Below are 16,534 nucleotides of genomic sequence, written 5' to 3' on the forward strand. Positions count from 1 at the left end.
GGGGATACGGCAGGGACGAGTGACGACACCGGTCGAGGGGTCGAGAACATGACGTCTGGTTCAGAGGTGCCGGAACACGGCGGCCTTCCCAGCAGTGGCTACTCCACGGATTCGGCGCCGGCCGGCCGAAGGCGGGCGTACTGGCGCGAGGCACTGTCCCGGACGTTCACCGATGTCGACATCGTCGTCCCCGACGACGTGTACTCGGGCACCATCCGCACCGCCCGGCTCGGACGGCTTCAGGTCGTCACGGTGGAATGCGACTCCCTGCGAGCCGTCCGCACCCCGCGCCTGATCGCCCGGGGCACCACCGAGAACCTGATCGTGCGACTCCAGGGCAAGGGCGTCGCCAGACTCGAACAGGACGCCCGCGAGGCGTACTTGCAAGCCGGGGAGATCGTCTTCTACGACATGACGCGCCCCCACCGGATGGACTTCCCCGAGCGACACCAGACGAAGTCCGTGCTCCTCCCCTGGCGGCTCCTGGGACTGAAGGAGTCCGATCTGCAACGGATCACGGCCACCCCGATCCGCACCGACACGGCGCTGGGCGCGCTGGTGTCGCCCTTCCTGTCCAGGCTCGCGGATGCCGCTGGGTCGTGTCCGCCGCACATCGGTGACCTGCTGGCCCGTAACGCGGTGGACCTCATCACCGGCCTGGCACACGAGCAACTGGGGTGGGAGCCGGTCGCCACCCCTGGTGCCGACCGGGTCATGTTGCTGCGGATGCGGGCGTTCATCGACCGGCACCTCGCCGATCCCGATCTGACCCCCGAGGTCATCGCCCGCGCCCATCACATCTCCGTGCGCTACGTCTACAAGCTCTTCCAGCAGGAGGACGTCACGGTGGGCCGGTGGATCCAGCGCCGCCGACTGGAGGAGTGCCGACGTGAGCTGGCCCGCCCGGAAGCGGCACGCCGCACCGTGGCTGCCGTGGCACGCCGCTGGGGTTTCACCAGCGCCGCCCACTTCAGCCGGGTGTTCCAGGCGGCCTACGGGATGTCCCCGCGCGAGTGGCGGGACTCAGGCGGCGGCTACGGCTTGAGCACCTCCAGCAGGGCCGGCGTGTCGACGTAGATTTCGAGGTCGGTGATCCGGCCGTTCCGGACGCGCCAGATGTGCGTCTCGGGGACGTCGAACGGCTTGCCGGTGGCGCGGGCGAAACCCCGGGACCGGCCGCTCTGCACGACCCGGTCGCCGGCCTGGTAGAGCGTCTCGGTCTCGACCTCGCTGTGGATCGCGCTCGACACGGCTTCGTAGAACCGCTGGAATCCAGCGAGCCCCTCGTACGAGCCGCCCCAGGGCAGCTCCTCGGACTGGTGGACGGTGATCTCCGGATCCGCCAGGGCAGCTCCCTCCGGGTTGACCCCGTTGATGAAGTCGTAGACCGCGCGGACCACGGCGAGGTCGTCCTGCGGCTGGTCGGTCAGGGGTGTCGGCACGACGGTTCTCCTTCGATGGGTGCGGTACCACCAGGATCGGTCGGCAGGTTGGGCCGCGCTTCAGTCACCCGACTGTCGCGGCCCGCCAGCTTCACCACGGCGAGGAGCGCGACGAGGACCACCGAGAACAGGTTGATGATCATCATGCTCTCGTCGATGGCGTGCCCGCTCCAGACGGTCCCGGTCGGGTCAGTGACGGCTCCGTCCGGGGCGGCGACGAAGTACGGCACGGAGCTGAGGCCGAGTGCCCCGTAGACCAGGACGGGTTGGAGCAGGGCGCCCCGGTCCTCGGTGTGCACGGGCACACGCGAGCGGGTCAGGTGGACGGCGAAGATCTGGAAGAAGACGTAGGTGACGAGCCACCAGCCCAGGTAGTTGGTGTACGGAACGCCGAACAGGCCGCCGCCGCGCTCCCAGACCCAGATCCCGCCGACGGTGGAGGCGATCGAGTCGCTGCCGACGTCGAACATCGTCATCAGCGCCGCGGCGAGCATCGGCAGCGCCACCGCGTCGATGCGCCGCCGGCCCGTTCGGGTGCGGGTGCCAAGGTCCGCGTCGGCCTCGTCGAGCAGGGCACTGGCCACCAGCCAGCACGCGTACCCCAGCCCGAAGTAGATCGGGCCGATCTGGATCGGGACGTGGATCAACTGGGGTCCACCGGTGTAGTGGTAGTGGCCGAAGGGGAACCCGGTGGAGATGCTGAGGTCCTCGAAGAAGTTGCTCACGACGAGCGTCTCGGCGAGGAAGAAGAGGAGCACTTTCGCGCCGTAGCGCCGGACACCGTGGACAAGCGAGAACGGGACCAGTACCAGCAGTACCGGGAGCGCGGCTTCCCGCCCGGTCAGCGGTACGGCGAGGGCCAGCGTGACCGCGACGGCGACCAGCAGCCACCGGGCTGCGAGCCAACTGCCCCTGCCCCGGCCGTCATTGCTCACACCGCCTCCAGTCGGCCCGCGAGTTGGGACCGGGAGGTGATGGCCAGCTTGGGAAAGATCCGGTAGAGGTACGAGCCGATCGTCCGGGGGGAGAGGTAGAGCCTGTCGCCTATCTCCCGGTTGGACAGTCCCTCGGCGGCGAGGCGGGCGATCTGCAGTTCCTGGGCTGAGAGAAGACCCAGCGCGGAAGGTCCCTTCGCGGAGGTCCGTTCTCCGGCCGCGCGCAATTCCGCCCGTGCCTGGTCCGCCCAGGACCTGGCACCGATCTGGTCGAACGTCGTCAGCGCCGACCGCAGCGGTATCCGTGACTCCGTCCCCCGCCGGTGCCGTCGCAGCCAGCACCCGTAGGCGAGTTGGAGGCGGGCGGCCGGCCAGGGCCAGCGGTTGAGGTCCTGGTTCAGCGCGGCCGTGAAGAGGGCCTCGGCATGGTCGTCGTCCGCCAGGATCGCCTGGGCGTACGAGAGTTGGACGCGCAGGGTCGTCGACGACGAACGGGAGGTCAGCTCCTCCAGACCGGCGATCACTGAACGGGCGTCGTCGCGGCGGTCGGCGTGCACGGACGCCTCGGCGAGGTCCATCACCCCGTGGAAGGAGGCGGTGCTGTGGTGGCAGGGGTCGCCGGGGTCGAAGAGGCGGCGCAGACTGTCGTAGGCCCGTCCGTACTCTCCCGCGGTCAACCAGCCTGTGCCGCGGGCGCGTTGAACGACCGACAGCACGCAGTTCAGGCGTCTTTCTGCGGCGGTTTCCTCGGCCTCGTCGGCGAGTCGTTGGGCGGTCTCGTTGTCGGCGCGCAGTGCCGCGGTGACCGCGCGGTAGGCGAGCGTCCCGGTGTTCCAGATCAACTGGCCCGTTTCGTCGGCGAGTTGGCCGCCCTCGGCGGCGGCCATCTCGGCCTGTTCCCATTCGCCCAGTTCGATGCGGCTGACCTGGCCCATGTTGAGTACGTGGGAGAGGAGCCCGAGGCGGCCCTGTTCGCGCAGCCTCGCTTCCGCCCGGTCGAGGAAGTCCAGGCTGGCCACCGGCGAGCCGATGGCCATGGCCGCCATGCCGAGGAGTCGCATCGCGGCGGGGTCGGTGACGGTGTCCACGGTGACCCGGGAGAGGAGTTCGGTGACGCGGGCCGACCGAAGGACGGTCTCCGCGAGAGCGAGCGTCGCGATGTACCGGGCGTCGCCGTCCACGTCGTCGAGCCCTTCGGCCACGGCCACCACGCGGGCCCGTGCCGCCGGACCGGTGTCGGCCCACCAGCAGCGCAGGGCCGCCCCGAGCAGCAGGTTGAGCGCCAGGTCGTCGTCGCCGGCCCGCGCGGACCGCTGCGCGATGTCACACAGCTCGACCACCCTGGCGGCGTCTCCGGGCACCCCGTCGTGGAAGATCTCCCGCAGCCACTCCCTGCGCGCGCGGTCGAGTTCGGACAGGGCGTTGCCGTCGGCCAGGGCGAGCAGTCGGTCGACCAGATCGGCGCGGCCGAGACCGAACGCGTGCTCCGCCGCGAGCAGCAGCCGCCGTCCGCGCCTCGCGGAGTCGGTGGTCAGTTGCGCCGACCGTTCGAGTGCCGAGATCGCGGCGGCCACCGCTCCGCGCTGCATGCTCAGCACGTGATGGGCGTCGAGTTCGTCGGCGACCTCGTCGTCCGGACCCACGATCGCCTCGGCGCGATGCCAGGTGCGGCGGTACGGCTGGTCGGCCAGTGCCTCGGCGAGCGCGGCGTTGGCGGCCAGGCGGCGGCGCAGCGACTCCGTCTGGAGGACGGCGGAGCGGACCAGCGGGTGCCGGAAGGCGAGGCTCACCTCGTCGAACCGGATCAACCCGGCCGCCGCGGCGGCGTCGAGCACCCCGACCGTCACCGGGTGGCCCGAGAGCGACGAGGCCGCCGCGAGGATCTCCGCCACCACGCTCTCGTGGTCGACGGCCGCGATGAGCAGGGCGTCCCGGGTCGGGGCGGGCAACTCCACGATCCGTCCGCCGAAGGCTTCCTCCAGCCGTGCGCTCAGCGGCAGGAACGACAGGACGGGTTCGACGACGGGATCACGCGCCGAGCGCGAGGCCGCGGGAAGCTCGACGAGTGCGAGCGGGTTGCCGTCCGCCTGCCGCAGGATCCTGGTCCGGTCGGCCGCGGTCAGATCGGCGGCGGTGGCCTCCAGCAGTTCACGTGCGGCGCGCTCGTCCAGCCCGCCGAGCCGCAGCTCCGGGAGGCCCACGGCGGCGAACGGTCCGGTGTGTTCTTCCCGCATCGCCGCGATGATGACGATCGGGTCGCTCCCGATCCGCCGGGCCAGGAACGCCAGCACCTCGTGACTGGGCCGGTCCAGCCACTGGATGTCGTCGACCAGGACGGTCATCGGCCGCCGGGCCGAGATCTCCGTGAGCAGGTTCAGCGCGGCCAGCGCGATGAGGAAGGGCTCGGGAGAGGGCGCGTCCTCGGCACCGAACGCCGACGCCAGCGCCCGGCGCTGCAACGCGGGCAGCTTGTCCGTGTCGTCGAGGAACGGACCGAGGAGCTGGTGGATTCCGGCGAACGGCAGCCGCGCCTCGGCCTCCGTCCCGGTGGCCCGCACCACGCGGTGCCCGGCGCCGCGGGCGTGGTCGGCGGCCGTGCCCAGCAGGGCCGACTTGCCGATGCCCGCCTCGCCCCGGACGACGATCGCCGCGCCGTGTTCCGGGGCCCGGTCGATGGCGTCGGACAGTGCTCTCAGCTCCTTGTGACGCCCGACGAGTTCCAATGTCGTCATCACGCCGCCTTCCTGCCGGGCACGGCCCCCACCTGCTGTCCGATGCGGACGCAGTCCGCGCGCTCTCCTGGAACACTAGGAGCGAGGCGTTCGTGCGGATTGGCTGTCTGTGCACAGGTCTTGCCTGAGGCTGCACCGGCCGCGATCTCCGCTTCGGCACGGGAATCATGGGTTCGGCCCTGGACGGCCTTGGAGGAACGGTTGGGAATCATCCTCGACACGGCTCGGCTCCCCGCCCGTGACCGGGCGGAGGCGGTCGGCGCGGCCATGAAGTACGCGGCTGTCCCCTGCCATGTGATCCACGAGGACGCCGATCTCGGTATCCGCACCCGGATGGAACTGTGGCAGCTCGGCGACGTCAAGATCTTCTCGACCTGGTCGTCCGGCCTGCGGCTCCTCCGCACGCCCAAACAGGCCCGCCAGGACGCCGCACCCGTCGTGGCGCTCTCCGTCCAGAAGCTCGCCGACGGACGTCAGGAGCAACTGGCCTGCCGGCGGCTCGTCCCGCCCAGGGAGATGCTGGTGATGGACCTGTCCGCGCCCTACGACTTCAGCTGGTCCGGCGAGGGAGCCGTGGGCTGCGTGCAGGTCCCCATCGAGGCGCTCGGCCTTCCGGTCGACGTCGTCCGGCGGGCTGCCCAGCACCTCCCGACGAGTCCCCTGTACCGCCTGGTCACCGACCACATCAGCCAGATCACCCAGGACGCGGCGCGGCTCAGCGACCACCCGGCCGCGGTGACCCTGGGCACCACGGTCACCGAACTGGCCATGGCGCTGCTCGCCTCGGCCGCGGAGGACGAGCGGTACTCCCGCCCTGTGCTCGCCGAAACGCTCCTCACCCGCATACGCGCCCACGCGCGGAGCCACCTCACCGATCCCGAGCTGGGACCGGTCTCCATCGCCGCCGCGCACAACATCTCCGTACGCCACCTGTACAAGATCTGTGCCCAGGCCGATCTCAGCCTCGAACAGTGGATCATCGGCCTGCGGCTCCACGGCGCGCGGGAGGAACTGGCCCGTCCCGACAGCTCCCGGCGAAGCGTCTCCGCGATCGCCCGGCAGTGGGGATTCCGCGATCCCGCCCACTTCAGCCGCCGGTTCCGCGCGGCCTACGGGCTGTCACCGAGCGAGTGGCGACGCGCGGCCCTGTCCGGCTGAGGGCGGGCGGCCACCCGTCGGCGGCTTCAGTCGCATGACTGAAGCTGGCACCCGCGCGGTGTCCGTAGCCTCGTCCCGTCAATGGCGACCGGACGAGGAGACCCATGGGCAGCGGCGTGCTTGTCGGCAGGCGGCGCGAGACGGACGTGCTGAACGCGCTCCTCGACGGGACACCACTGCGGCCCGGGGTCCTGCTGCTGCTCGGCGATCCCGGCATCGGCAAGTCGGCTCTCCTGCGCGCCGCCCAACACACGGCCCGCACAAGGGAGTTCCGGGTGCTCACCGTGGTCGGCGTGGAGTCCGAGGCCACCCTGCCCTTCGCCGGGCTGCACCAACTGCTGCGCCCGGTAATCGACTTGGTGCCCCTGCTGCCCAGGACCGAGCGCGCGGCGCTGCTTCCGGCGTTCGGGCTGGCCGAGGGGCCGCCACCCGAGCCGTACCTCATCGCGCTGGCCGTCGTGAACCTGCTGGCCTCCGTGGCCGAGGACCGGCCGGTCGTCGTACTGGCCGACGACATCCAGTGGCTGGACCCGCAGACCCACGAGGTCCTGGCGTTCCTCGGCCGCCGTGCGGTGGGCCCGGTCGTGGTGGTGGCCGCGATGCGCACCGGTCACCCCGGCCCGTTCCTGACCGCCGGATTCCCGCGGCTCACGGTGGGCGGGGTGGACCGGGAGGCAGCCGCACGCATCCTGTCGGCCCACGCCCCCGGTCTGAGCCCGGCCGAACGGCAGCGGATCCAGGGCGAGGCCCTCGGCAATCCGCTCGCGCTGCTGGAACTCCCCGACGCGCTCCGCCTGTCGCCGACCGACGGGCTCCGTCCGCTGAGCCTGCCCGACCGGCTGGAGCGGGCGTTCGCGGGCCGGGTCCGCGAGCTGCCCGGGCCGACCCGCGACGCGCTGCTCGTCGCCGCGGTGGATTCGGTCGGCGCCTTGGCCGAGATCCTGGCGGCCACCTCGGTGCTCCGGGGCAGCGGTGTCGCACGGACGGTGCTTGTCCCGGCGGAGACGGTGGGACTGGTCGAAGTACGCGACGGCGCCGTGGAGTTCCGGCACCCGCTGATGCGCTCCGGCGTACTGCAGGCCGAGTGCCTGGCCCGGCTCCAGGCGGCCAACGCGGCGCTCGCCGAGGCGCTGGTCGACGAGCCGTACCGGCGTACGCGGCACCGCGCGCAGTCGATCGTCGGCCCCGACGACCAGATCGCCGACGAGTTGGAGGCCAACGCCGCGCTGGCGCTTGGCCGGGGAGCGGTCATGTCGGCCATCGGTGACCTGGAACGGTCCGCGCGGTTGACGAGGGGATCCGCCCGGCGCGGCCACCGGCTGCTGACGGCGGCCGAGCACGCCTTCGGGCTCGGGCGGGCCGACCTCGTCGACCAGTTGCTCCGGGCCGCGGCCCGCACCGACCTGTCCGAACTGGACCTGGCCCGCAAGGAGTGGCTCAGCGAGATCTTCGACGACGGTGTCCCCGGCGACGCCCGGCGGGTCTTCGACCTGTGCGACATCGCGCTGCGGTCCGCCGAGGCCGACGACCACGACCTGGCCCTGAACCTCCTGCTCGGCGCGGCCCTGCGTTGCTGGTGGGGCGACACCGGTCCGGCGGCACGGGCCCGGGTGGTGGCCGTAGCGGAAGGGCTCGACGGTGTGGACGACGACCCCCGCCGCACCGCGGCCCTGGCCGTGGCCGAACCCGTGCTTCGCTGTGCGGTGTCGATCGAGGCGCTGTCCCGGGTGCCGCCGGACGGTCGCGTGGACGCCGACGCGCTGCGCCTGCTGGGCATGGCCGCGCACGCGGTCGGTCATGAGGCGCTGTCCGCCGGGCTGCTGCGGCGGGCGGAGACGGCGCTGCGCGAGCAGGGCAGGCTCGGTCTGCTCTCCCACGTGCTCAGCATGCAGGTCATGGTCCATCTGGATCTGGGGGACCTGGACCGGGCGGCGGCCTGCGCGCGGGAGGGCGAGCGGCTGTCGGAGGAGACCGGGCAGCCGACCTGGCGGACCGGCACTCTCGCGTGCGGCTCGGTCCTGCACGCGCTGCGGGGCGACGCGGAGGTTGCCCTGCGGCTGGCGGCCGAAGCCGAACTGGAGGCGGGCCGCCGCGGGCTCAACGACCTGCTGTCCTGCGTCCAGTTGGCCCGGGGCGTGGCCTGGTTGTCGGCCGGTCGGAACGAGGACGCCTACCGGGCGCTGCGCCGCGCGTTCGACCCGGCCGATCCGAGCTTCCACCAGCGGGAGCGGTTCACCGGTCTGACGTTCCTCGCCGAAGCAGCCGACCGGGCCTGCGACCGCGAGGACGCCCGGCGGGTGCTGGCGGAGATGGAGGAGATCGCGCTCACGACCCCTGCCCCGATCCTGCACGCCCATCTGCCGTACGCGCGGGCCGTACTGGCCGCCGAGAAAGACGCCGAGAACCTCTACTCGGCCGCACTGCGCGAGGACCTCTCCGTATGGCCCCTGGTTCGAGCGAGGACCGAGCTCGCCTACGGTGCCTGGCTGCGCCGTCACGGCCGTCCGGACGAGGCGGCGGCGCTGTTCGCCACCGCGCAGGCCACGTTCGACCGGGCGGGTTCGGCCACCTGGGGCGACCGGACCAGGCTGGAACTGATGGCCGTGGGCACCCGGCCCGCCTGGCCCGCCACGGTCGGACAGACGGGCATACCCGAGCGGGAGCGGCGGATCGGCGCGCTCCTCGCCGGCGGTCTGCCGGACACGGAGATCGCGCAACAGCTCCACCTTCCGCCGGACGTCGTGGCGATGTACCGGCAGCGGCTCCGTGATGCCCGGAGGAACGGACAGTCGCATGACTGAAGCCGGGGTCGCGCCCCGCCGGTGACCATGCAGGCACAGCGACATACCGGCGCGTCTCCCGGCGAAAGGACCCCGCCATGACCGGCAACGGCACACCCGTCGTCTTCATCCACGGCCTCTGGCTGCACGCTTCCTCCTGGACACCCTGGGAGGAATTGTTCGAGGAGGCGGGTTACCGCCCGGTCGCACCCGGCTGGCCGGGTGTGGCGGACACCGTCGAACTCGCCCGCGCGCATCCGGACAGCATCGCCGACCACGGTATCGACGACGTGGTGGAGCACTACGCGGACATCATCGACGAGCTTCCGGAGCCGCCGATCCTGATCGGCCATTCCTTCGGCGGCATGATCGCCGAGAAGCTCCTGGGCCGGAATCTCGCAGCCGCCGCGATCGCCATCGACGCGGCCCAGATCAAGGGCGTACTGCCGCTCCCACTGTCCGCGCTGCGCGCGACCTTCCCGGTGTTCGCCAACCCGGCCAACAAACACCGGGCGGTGTCCCTGACGGCCGACCAGTTCCGGTTCGCCTTCGGGAACGCGGTCGGTGCCGAGGAGTCGGACGCGCTCTACGACCAGTGGACCATCCCGGCGCCGGGCAAGCCGCTATTCGAGGCCGCCGGCGCCAACTTCGCCCCGCACTCACCCGCAGCGGTCGACACCGGCAACGACGACCGCGGGCCGCTGCTGCTGATCATGGGAGGCCAGGACCACACGGTTCCGGAGGCCATCACCAAGTCCACGCTCAAGCAGTACCGCCACTCGACCGCGGTGACCGATCTCGTCGAGTTCCCCGACCGGGGCCACTCACTCACCGTCGACAACGGCTGGCACGCGGTCGCGGACACCTGCCTCGGCTGGCTCGCCAAGCAGGGGCTGTAGCCGATGTCCCCCACAGAGGAATCTCACGGCGAGGAGGAACGGAACACCGCGATCGCCCGGCGCTGGCTGACGGAGGGTGCCACCGGGAACGTCGGTCTCGCCGACGAGATCTTCACCCACGACTTCCGCACCAACGGGCGGACAGTGGGAACCGAGGGCCCCAGGCGCAATGTCGCCAACCGGCTGACCGGGTTCCCCGACCTCGACGTGATGATCGAGGACCAGATCGCCGTGGCCGACAAGGTCGTGACCCGACTGACCTGGCGTGGCACGCACACCGGCGACTACAGCGGGCTCCCCGCGACGGGACGGCGGGTCGAGGTCCGCGCCCTGACGGTCTTCCACTTCCACGACGGCAAGGTGTTCGAAAACTGGACGGTGATCGACCAGTTCGGCCTGTTCCAGCAGCTCGGGGCCCTGCCGCCGCACCTGCTCGCCGCCCAGATCCCGGCCGTCGGCCACTGAGGCCCACCGCGACGCACACCTCGCAACACAGCACGACCTCTACAAGGAGGAAGGCCATGCCCGAGACTCCCACCCCCTACACCGGATTCGACCGGATGCCCCTGGCCGGCGAGTGGCGCTCCGGCGGCTCCGGTTCCGTCCTCACCGACACCAACCCCTACGACGACGCCGTACTCGCCGAAATCCCGTTGGCCGGTACCGAGGACGTGGATCGCGCCTGCCGTGCGGCACGCGAGGCACAGCACGCCTGGGCGCGGACCGCCCCGGAGCAGCGGGCGGCGGTCTTCGAGCGGGCGTCCGGCATCGTCATGCGACGAGCGGGCGAACTCGGCGACTGGCTGACGCGTGAGGTGGGCGCCACCCGCGCCCGGGCCGCCGTGGAGATCGCCATCACCGCCGCGGTCACCGCCGCCGGGGCGGGCCACACCGCGGACGTCGTCGACACGGTCGGCACGGACGTCCCCGACAAGGAGAACCGGGTCTACCGCAAACCCGCCGGTGTGGTCACCGTCATCAGCCCGTGGAACTTCCCGATGTACCTGTCCAACCGATCCGTCGCCCCGGCGCTGGCCCTGGGCAACGCCGTCGTCCTCAAACCGGCCGAGGACTCGCCCGTAACCGGCGGCCTGCTGCTCGCCAAGGTGTACGAGGAGGCGGGACTGCCCCCGGGCCTGCTCAGCGTCGTCGTCGGCCGGGGCCGGGACATCGGCGACCACCTGGTGCAGCACGAGATCCCCCGAGTCGTCTCGTTCACCGGATCCACCCCGGTCGGCCGGGGCATCGCCGCCAAGGCGGGCCTGAAGAAGCTCGCACTGGAGCTGGGCGGCAACGGCCCACTGGTCGTCCTGGACGACGCCGACCTCCAACGGGCCGCCGAATGCGCCGTGTTCGGCAGCTACTACCACCAGGGCCAGATCTGCATGGCGACGAACCGGGTCGTCGTCGACACCTCGGTCTACGACGAGTTCGTGGACCGCTTCGTCGAACTCACCCGGCTGCTGCGCACCGGCGACCCCCGTGCGTCGGCCACGCAGATCGGCCCCGTCATCAACGACAAGCAACTGAACGGCATCCGGGACAAGATCTCCCGCGCGGTGGCCGACGGAGCGAAACTGCTGCTCTCCGGCGAACCGACCGGCCCGGCCGGCCGCGTCCTGGCACCCCACGTACTGCTCGGCGACAACCACGTGACCACGGCCGCCGAGGAGGTCTTCGGCCCGGTCGCCACCCTCGTCCGCGCCGACGGCGAGGAGCACGCGCTACGGATCGCCAACGACACCCAGTACGGCCTCTCCAGCGGCGTCTTCACCCGGGACGTGGAACGCGGCCTGCGCTTCGCCCAGCGGGTGGAGGCAGGAATGACCCACATCAACGACACGACCGTCCACGACGACGTCCACGCCGCCTTCGGGGGCGAGAAGGCATCCGGCATCGGCCGCTTCGGCGGCAGGTGGGTCGCCGACGACTTCACCACACACCACTGGATCAGCATCCAGCACAAGCCGCGTCCGCTGGTGTTCTGAGGTCCATGAGCGTTCTGAGGTCCATGAGCGTTCTGAGGTCCATGAGCGTTCTGAGGTGGATCGATGTTCTGAAAGAGCCCCTCACCCCGGCGTCGAAGTGCCGGCCGGAAACCCCGGGGTTCGGGGTTTCCGGCCGGCACTTCGACGCCGTCAGGCGATCCGTCAGGCGACGCATCAAGCGGCTCGCGGCGGTAAGTTCCGACGGTGGAGCCGGAGCCGGATCGCCTCGCGCTCCCCCTCGGTCAGCCCTCCCCAGAATCCGTATTGCTCTCCGCTGTTGAGGGCCGTACGGGCACAGATCTCCCTGACGGCGCAGGCCGCGCAGATGGCCCGCGCCTTCTCCTCCCGGACCTGTCTCGCCCGGCCCCGCTCACCCGCGGGCGAGAAGAAGAGCGAGGTGTCCATGCCCCGGCAGAGGGCGTAGCGCTGCCAGTCCCAGTGGTCGACGAGCGGGCGGTATCGAGGAATCACGCTGCATGCTCCTTCCTTCCGGACTCGGCGGTCACGGCCCTGGGGCCGGGTGCGGGGTCGCGGAGACGGCACGGACCTCGTCCGGAGTCAGATAGCCCCCGGTCCCCTCCATGTCGCGGATCGTGGTCGGCCGGCGGGCGAGGAATCCCGTACGGACGAAGTCGTCGCCCGCGACCGCGTGCAGAACCCAGTTGGTCACGACCCGGGTCCTGGCCACGAGCGTGGGCAGCGCCAGGAGGTGGTAGCCGCGCGCCACCACCTGCGCGGCGAACCCGCTGAGCGGGATCCCGAGCGGCCGGGACACCGACCCGAAGCCGCCCAGGTCCACGACCAGGCCCAGATCGCGGTGCCGGTACGGACGCAGCCGCTGTCCGCGTACCCGCGCGGCGACGTTGGTACCCGCTGTCCTGCCCTGGCGCAGCGCGTGCTGCGCGGTGGGCGGGCAGATCGCGTCCCCGCCGGTGACCAGGTCGGGCACGGCGGCGGCGTCACCGACGGCGAACACTCCGTCAAGTCCCGGCACGGTCAGCTCAGTTGTGACGGCGAGCCGTCCGCGTACGGTCTGCGCCTCCATGGAGGCGATCAACGGGCTCGGCGCGATCCCCGCGGTCCACAACAGGGTGTGAGTGGGCATCCGCCGCCCGTCGGTGAGGACGACTTCGCCGGGCCCGGCCGAGGCGACACTCACCCCGAGGGCGACCTCGATCCCGCGGCGTCGCAGCAACTTCAGCGCCTTGTCGCCGAGTTTCTCGCCCAGCTCCGGCATCAGCCGCGGAGCGACGTCGACGAGGTGCCACTCGATCAGCTCCGGGCGCAGCGCCGGGTAGCGGCGTGCGGCGGCGAGGGTGAGCCGTTGCAGATAGGCGGCGGCCTCGGTACCGGCGTAGCCACCGCCCACGACGACGAAGCGCAACCGGGCCGCCCGCTCAAGCGGGTCATCGGTGGCGTCGGCCAGGTCGAGTTGGGAGATGACGTGGTCGCGCATGGCGACCGCCTCCGCGAGGTTCTTCATGCCGTGGGCGTGCTCGGGCACACCCGGGATGTCGAACGAGCGGGTCACGCTGCCGCTGGCCAGCACCACGAGGTCGTAGCGCTCCCGCACCACCTCGTCGGTGATCAGCCGCACCACGCACACCTTGGCCACGGGGTCGACACCGAGCGCGGCACCGGGCACGATCCGGGTGCGGCGGAGCACTCTGCGCAGCGAGACGGCGATCGACTGCGGGGTCAGCACGCCCGCCGCCACCTGTGGCAGCAGAGGCAGATAGAGCTCGTAGCCGAGCGGCGCCACCAGGGCGAGCTCTGCTTCTCCGGGTTTGAGAAGCCTTTCCAGGCGGCGCGCGCAGGCGATACCCGCGAAGCCACCGCCGACGATCAGGATGCGGGGCCGAGTCACGATGTCGTCCTCCCAGGCCGATAGGGGCTGGTCCGATTCGTCACCATCGTGATCCGCCGACGGCGGCCCTGACTTCAGTCGGACGACTGACGGGCGGATGAGGGCGGCTGACGGGCCACGGTCACGTCCCTCCGGGACAGTCGGCTGACTGAAGTCACACCGCCCTCACCACACCTACCTTCGGTTCGAAGTCGGCGCGTCCGACAAAGGCGAAGGAGACAGGCCATGAGACCTGGACGCGGAACACCTCCGATGACAGTTGCCGTCACCTCCTCCGGGGAGATGGCCGCAGCCCCCGTCGCGACTGCTCTGCGGGCCCAGCCTCGCCTGCGGGTGCTCGGCCAGGAGCAGGCGGCCCGGGCGGAGGCGATGCTGATAATGGCTCACGAACTCGGCGAACAGACGCTCAAGGTGATGCACGACGCGGACCGTCCGCCGCGAGGAAGCGGGCCGCAGGTGGTCCTCGTCGCCGAGCGGTTCGGAACCGAGCGGCAACTGCTGCGGGCGGTCGACCACGGACTGGTTTGCGTACTGCCACGTTCACGCGCCGGGCTCGACCGCATCGTCCTCGCCCTGCTGCGTACGCGTGACGGCCGAACCCCTCTCGATCCACCCGAGTCGATGGTCCGAGCGCTACGAGCCGACCTGCGCGCACTGCGCAACCGGTCCACGTCGGGCCTGTCCGGCCTCGCCCTGGACGCGGGCGAGGCCGAGATGCTGCGGCTGCTCGCCGACGGGCTCAGCTCCGAGGACATCGCCCTGGCCCTGAACTGCCCCGAGCGGAAGGTCCAGCACGTGATCCACCGGTCCTGCACCCGCCTGAGCCTGGGCCATCGCACATGGGCCGCCCGGGCCGCGTAGCGGTGACGCGGACAGCCCACCGAGGTCCGAACCGTCGCTACGATCACCGGCCATGGACTGCCTGGAGCGCACCACGAAACTGAGGCAGTGGACGTGAAACGGAACACGCGCGCCACACAAGCCGCTCCTTCTCCTGTACGCCCTCGGCCGGTTCCAGGAGAACGCCGACAGCGAGCTGCGGTACAGCGCGGTGGAGGAGGACCTACAACGCCTGCTGACCGAGTACGGGCCGCCCAACAAGACGTCGCCCGCTTGCCCTCCGCGCGCGTGATCGGCCAGCGTCGGTTCCAAATCCGTAAGTCAGCTGTGCAGCCAGCAGCAGTCGCAGCCAGAGGCACCTCTTCCCGAAAACGGCGGAAGATTCACTGGCGCCCGCTCAGGGCAACACGTAAGGGCAGGTCAGAGGTATGACAGGCATGGCCCCGACAGGCGCCTTCTAAGCACCTGATCTCTTGCGATGACCGCCCGCGTCAAGGGGACGGAGGCAACTCGGACCTATGGCGTGCACTGGTCGCACCTGGCCTGATCGCGTTCATTTCCACCGCCTCAAGGCACTGGTCCAAGCGGCGCTCTCTCGCCACCCGCGTCTTCGACATGACGGGCCGCCCGATGCGCGGCTGGATCCTGGTCGACTCCTCTGTTTTGGCCGAGGACGAGGCGCTCGGCCGGTGGATCGACGAGGGGCACGCCTTCGCCGCGAGCCTGCCACCCAAGTGAGCTGAACCGGACCGCACCCGTGCCCGGCGACGGACCATCCCGCCTCGGGCAGCGATGCCGAGGCTATGAGCAGGTCTTACGGACCGGTGACATAACGGGCGTGGTGCTGCCGAGCGGCGGGGTCGCGGTCCTAGCGTCGGGCGTATGCGAGTACTGGTCACCGGCGGTGCCGGGTTCATCGGGTCCCATGTCGTCGAGGCACTGACCGCGCGGGGGCACGAGGCGGTCGTGTTCGATCTGCGCGACGGCCACGACGTGCGCAGTCCCCAGGCGGTCGCGTCCGTGCTGCCGGGCGTGGACGCCGTGTGTCATCAGGCGGCGATGGTGGGGCTGGGGACGGGGTTCGGCGACGCGGCCGACTATGTCTCGCACAACGACCTCGGTACGGCGGTGCTGCTGTCCGCCATGGCCGACGCGGGGGTGCGCCGGCTGGTGCTGGCCGGGTCGATGGTCGTCTACGGCGAGGGCTCGTACGCCTGTGAGCGGCACGGACCGGTGCGGCCGGGGCCTCGGGCCGTGGCCGATCTGGACGCGGGGCGTTTCGAGCCCCGGTGTCCGGACTGCGGTGCGGAGTTGGCGCCGGGGCTGGTGGGCGAGGACGCTCCGGTCGACCCCCGGAACGTGTACGCGACGACCAAGCTGGCCCAGGAGCATCTGGCGGCGGCGTGGGCGCGGTCGACGGGTGGTTCGGCGGTGTCGCTGCGCTACCACAACGTGTACGGCCCGCGGATGCCGCGCGACACCCCGTACGCGGGGGTCGCCTCCTTCTTCCGCTCCGCGCTCGCCCGTGGTGAATCGCCCCGCGTCTTCGAAGACGGCGGCCAGCGGCGGGACTTCGTGCACGTACGGGATGTGGCGGCGGCCAACGTGGCGGCGCTGGAGTCCGAGCCCGGGGAGGGGGCACTGACCGCGTACAACACCGGCAGCGGGGACCCGCACACGGTGGGCGAGATGGCGCGGGCGCTGGCCGCCGCGTACGGCGGGCCCGAGCCCGTGGTGACCGGGGAGTACCGGCTCGGCGACGTCCGTCACATCACGGCGGACTCGTCCCGGCTACGGGCCGAGCTGGGGTGGAAGGCCGAGGTGGAATTCGCGGAGGGGATGCGCGAGTTCGCGACGTCGAAGCTGCGCGGGGAGCAGTAGCCGGCCGAGGAC

The 16,534-nt window shown here is 71.3% G+C and carries 14 protein-coding genes and 1 pseudogene; 10 read left to right on the top strand and 5 right to left on the bottom strand.

The window, feature by feature from the left end:
• The first annotated feature begins 48 nt into the window (after window positions 1–48).
• Entirely contained in the window at window positions 49–1,077 is a 1,029-nt protein-coding gene (locus tag OG504_RS12740) for a helix-turn-helix domain-containing protein (protein ID WP_405989918.1), read from the top strand.
• Here OG504_RS12740 and OG504_RS12745 read toward each other — a convergent pair.
• From OG504_RS12745 to OG504_RS12755, 3 genes are read right to left on the bottom strand one after another with little or no spacing between them, the layout of a single operon-like run.
• Window positions 1,035–1,442, bottom strand: a complete 408-nt coding sequence (locus tag OG504_RS12745) for a nuclear transport factor 2 family protein (protein WP_329260504.1) — start codon at window positions 1,440–1,442, stop codon at window positions 1,035–1,037. The two genes, OG504_RS12740 and OG504_RS12745, sit on opposite strands and share 43 nt — an antisense overlap.
• Window positions 1,427–2,377 (bottom strand): carotenoid biosynthesis protein, encoded by a 951-nt coding sequence (locus OG504_RS12750; RefSeq protein WP_405989919.1) that lies wholly within the window; start codon window positions 2,375–2,377, stop codon window positions 1,427–1,429. Before OG504_RS12750 ends, OG504_RS12745 begins: the two co-directional genes overlap by 16 nt.
• Window positions 2,374–5,109 carry a helix-turn-helix transcriptional regulator gene (locus OG504_RS12755; RefSeq protein ID WP_405989920.1) on the bottom strand — a complete coding sequence of 912 codons (2,736 nt, stop codon included), beginning with the start codon at window positions 5,107–5,109 and terminating at the stop codon, window positions 2,374–2,376. The genes OG504_RS12750 and OG504_RS12755 overlap by 4 nt, the downstream gene beginning before the upstream one ends.
• 201 nt (window positions 5,110–5,310) lie before the next feature.
• Here OG504_RS12755 and OG504_RS12760 point away from each other — a divergent pair, with 201 nt between their 5' ends.
• From OG504_RS12760 to OG504_RS12780, 5 genes are all read left to right on the top strand, one after another.
• Window positions 5,311–6,267 carry a helix-turn-helix domain-containing protein gene (locus OG504_RS12760; protein ID WP_405989921.1) on the top strand — a complete coding sequence of 319 codons (957 nt, stop codon included), beginning with the start codon at window positions 5,311–5,313 and terminating at the stop codon, window positions 6,265–6,267.
• Between the two features lie 104 nt (window positions 6,268–6,371).
• Window positions 6,372–9,068, top strand: a complete 2,697-nt coding sequence (locus tag OG504_RS12765; protein ID WP_405989922.1) for an AAA family ATPase — start codon at window positions 6,372–6,374, stop codon at window positions 9,066–9,068.
• 77 nt (window positions 9,069–9,145) lie between these two features.
• Window positions 9,146–9,946, top strand: coding sequence for an alpha/beta hydrolase (locus OG504_RS12770; RefSeq protein WP_329260491.1), 801 nt, complete (start codon window positions 9,146–9,148; stop codon window positions 9,944–9,946).
• Between the two features lie 3 nt (window positions 9,947–9,949).
• Entirely contained in the window at window positions 9,950–10,411 is a 462-nt protein-coding gene (locus OG504_RS12775; protein ID WP_405989923.1) for an ester cyclase, read from the top strand.
• Between the two features lie 56 nt (window positions 10,412–10,467).
• Entirely contained in the window at window positions 10,468–11,934 is a 1,467-nt protein-coding gene (locus OG504_RS12780) for an aldehyde dehydrogenase family protein (protein ID WP_405989924.1), read from the top strand.
• Window positions 11,935–12,108: 174 nt separating this feature from the next.
• Here OG504_RS12780 and OG504_RS12785 read toward each other — a convergent pair whose 3' ends face one another.
• Window positions 12,109–12,405: a WhiB family transcriptional regulator gene (locus OG504_RS12785; protein WP_366099736.1), complete on the bottom strand. Its 297-nt coding sequence runs from the start codon at window positions 12,403–12,405 to the stop codon at window positions 12,109–12,111.
• Between the two features lie 31 nt (window positions 12,406–12,436).
• Window positions 12,437–13,801, bottom strand: a complete 1,365-nt coding sequence (locus OG504_RS12790; protein ID WP_405989925.1) for an NAD(P)/FAD-dependent oxidoreductase — start codon at window positions 13,799–13,801, stop codon at window positions 12,437–12,439.
• 225 nt (window positions 13,802–14,026) lie between these two features.
• On the opposite strand from OG504_RS12790, the gene OG504_RS12795 reads away from it, so the two are divergent.
• From OG504_RS12795 to OG504_RS12810, 4 genes and pseudogenes are all read left to right on the top strand, one after another.
• Window positions 14,027–14,662 carry a LuxR C-terminal-related transcriptional regulator gene (locus OG504_RS12795; RefSeq protein ID WP_405989926.1) on the top strand — a complete coding sequence of 212 codons (636 nt, stop codon included), beginning with the start codon at window positions 14,027–14,029 and terminating at the stop codon, window positions 14,660–14,662.
• Window positions 14,663–14,714: 52 nt separating this feature from the next.
• A pseudogene (locus OG504_RS12800) lies at window positions 14,715–14,921 on the top strand (restriction endonuclease); the annotation flags it as partial.
• A 335-nt stretch (window positions 14,922–15,256) separates the two neighbouring features.
• Window positions 15,257–15,379 (top strand): hypothetical protein, encoded by a 123-nt coding sequence (locus OG504_RS12805; protein WP_405989927.1) that lies wholly within the window; start codon window positions 15,257–15,259, stop codon window positions 15,377–15,379.
• A 144-nt stretch (window positions 15,380–15,523) separates the two neighbouring features.
• A complete protein-coding gene (locus OG504_RS12810; protein ID WP_405989928.1) occupies window positions 15,524–16,522 on the top strand; it encodes an NAD-dependent epimerase/dehydratase family protein in 999 nt (332 codons plus the stop codon).
• The last annotated feature ends 12 nt before the right edge of the window (window positions 16,523–16,534 follow it).

The organism is Streptomyces sp. NBC_00986, from assembly GCF_045162565.1.
Lineage (GTDB): Bacteria > Actinomycetota > Actinomycetes > Streptomycetales > Streptomycetaceae > Streptomyces.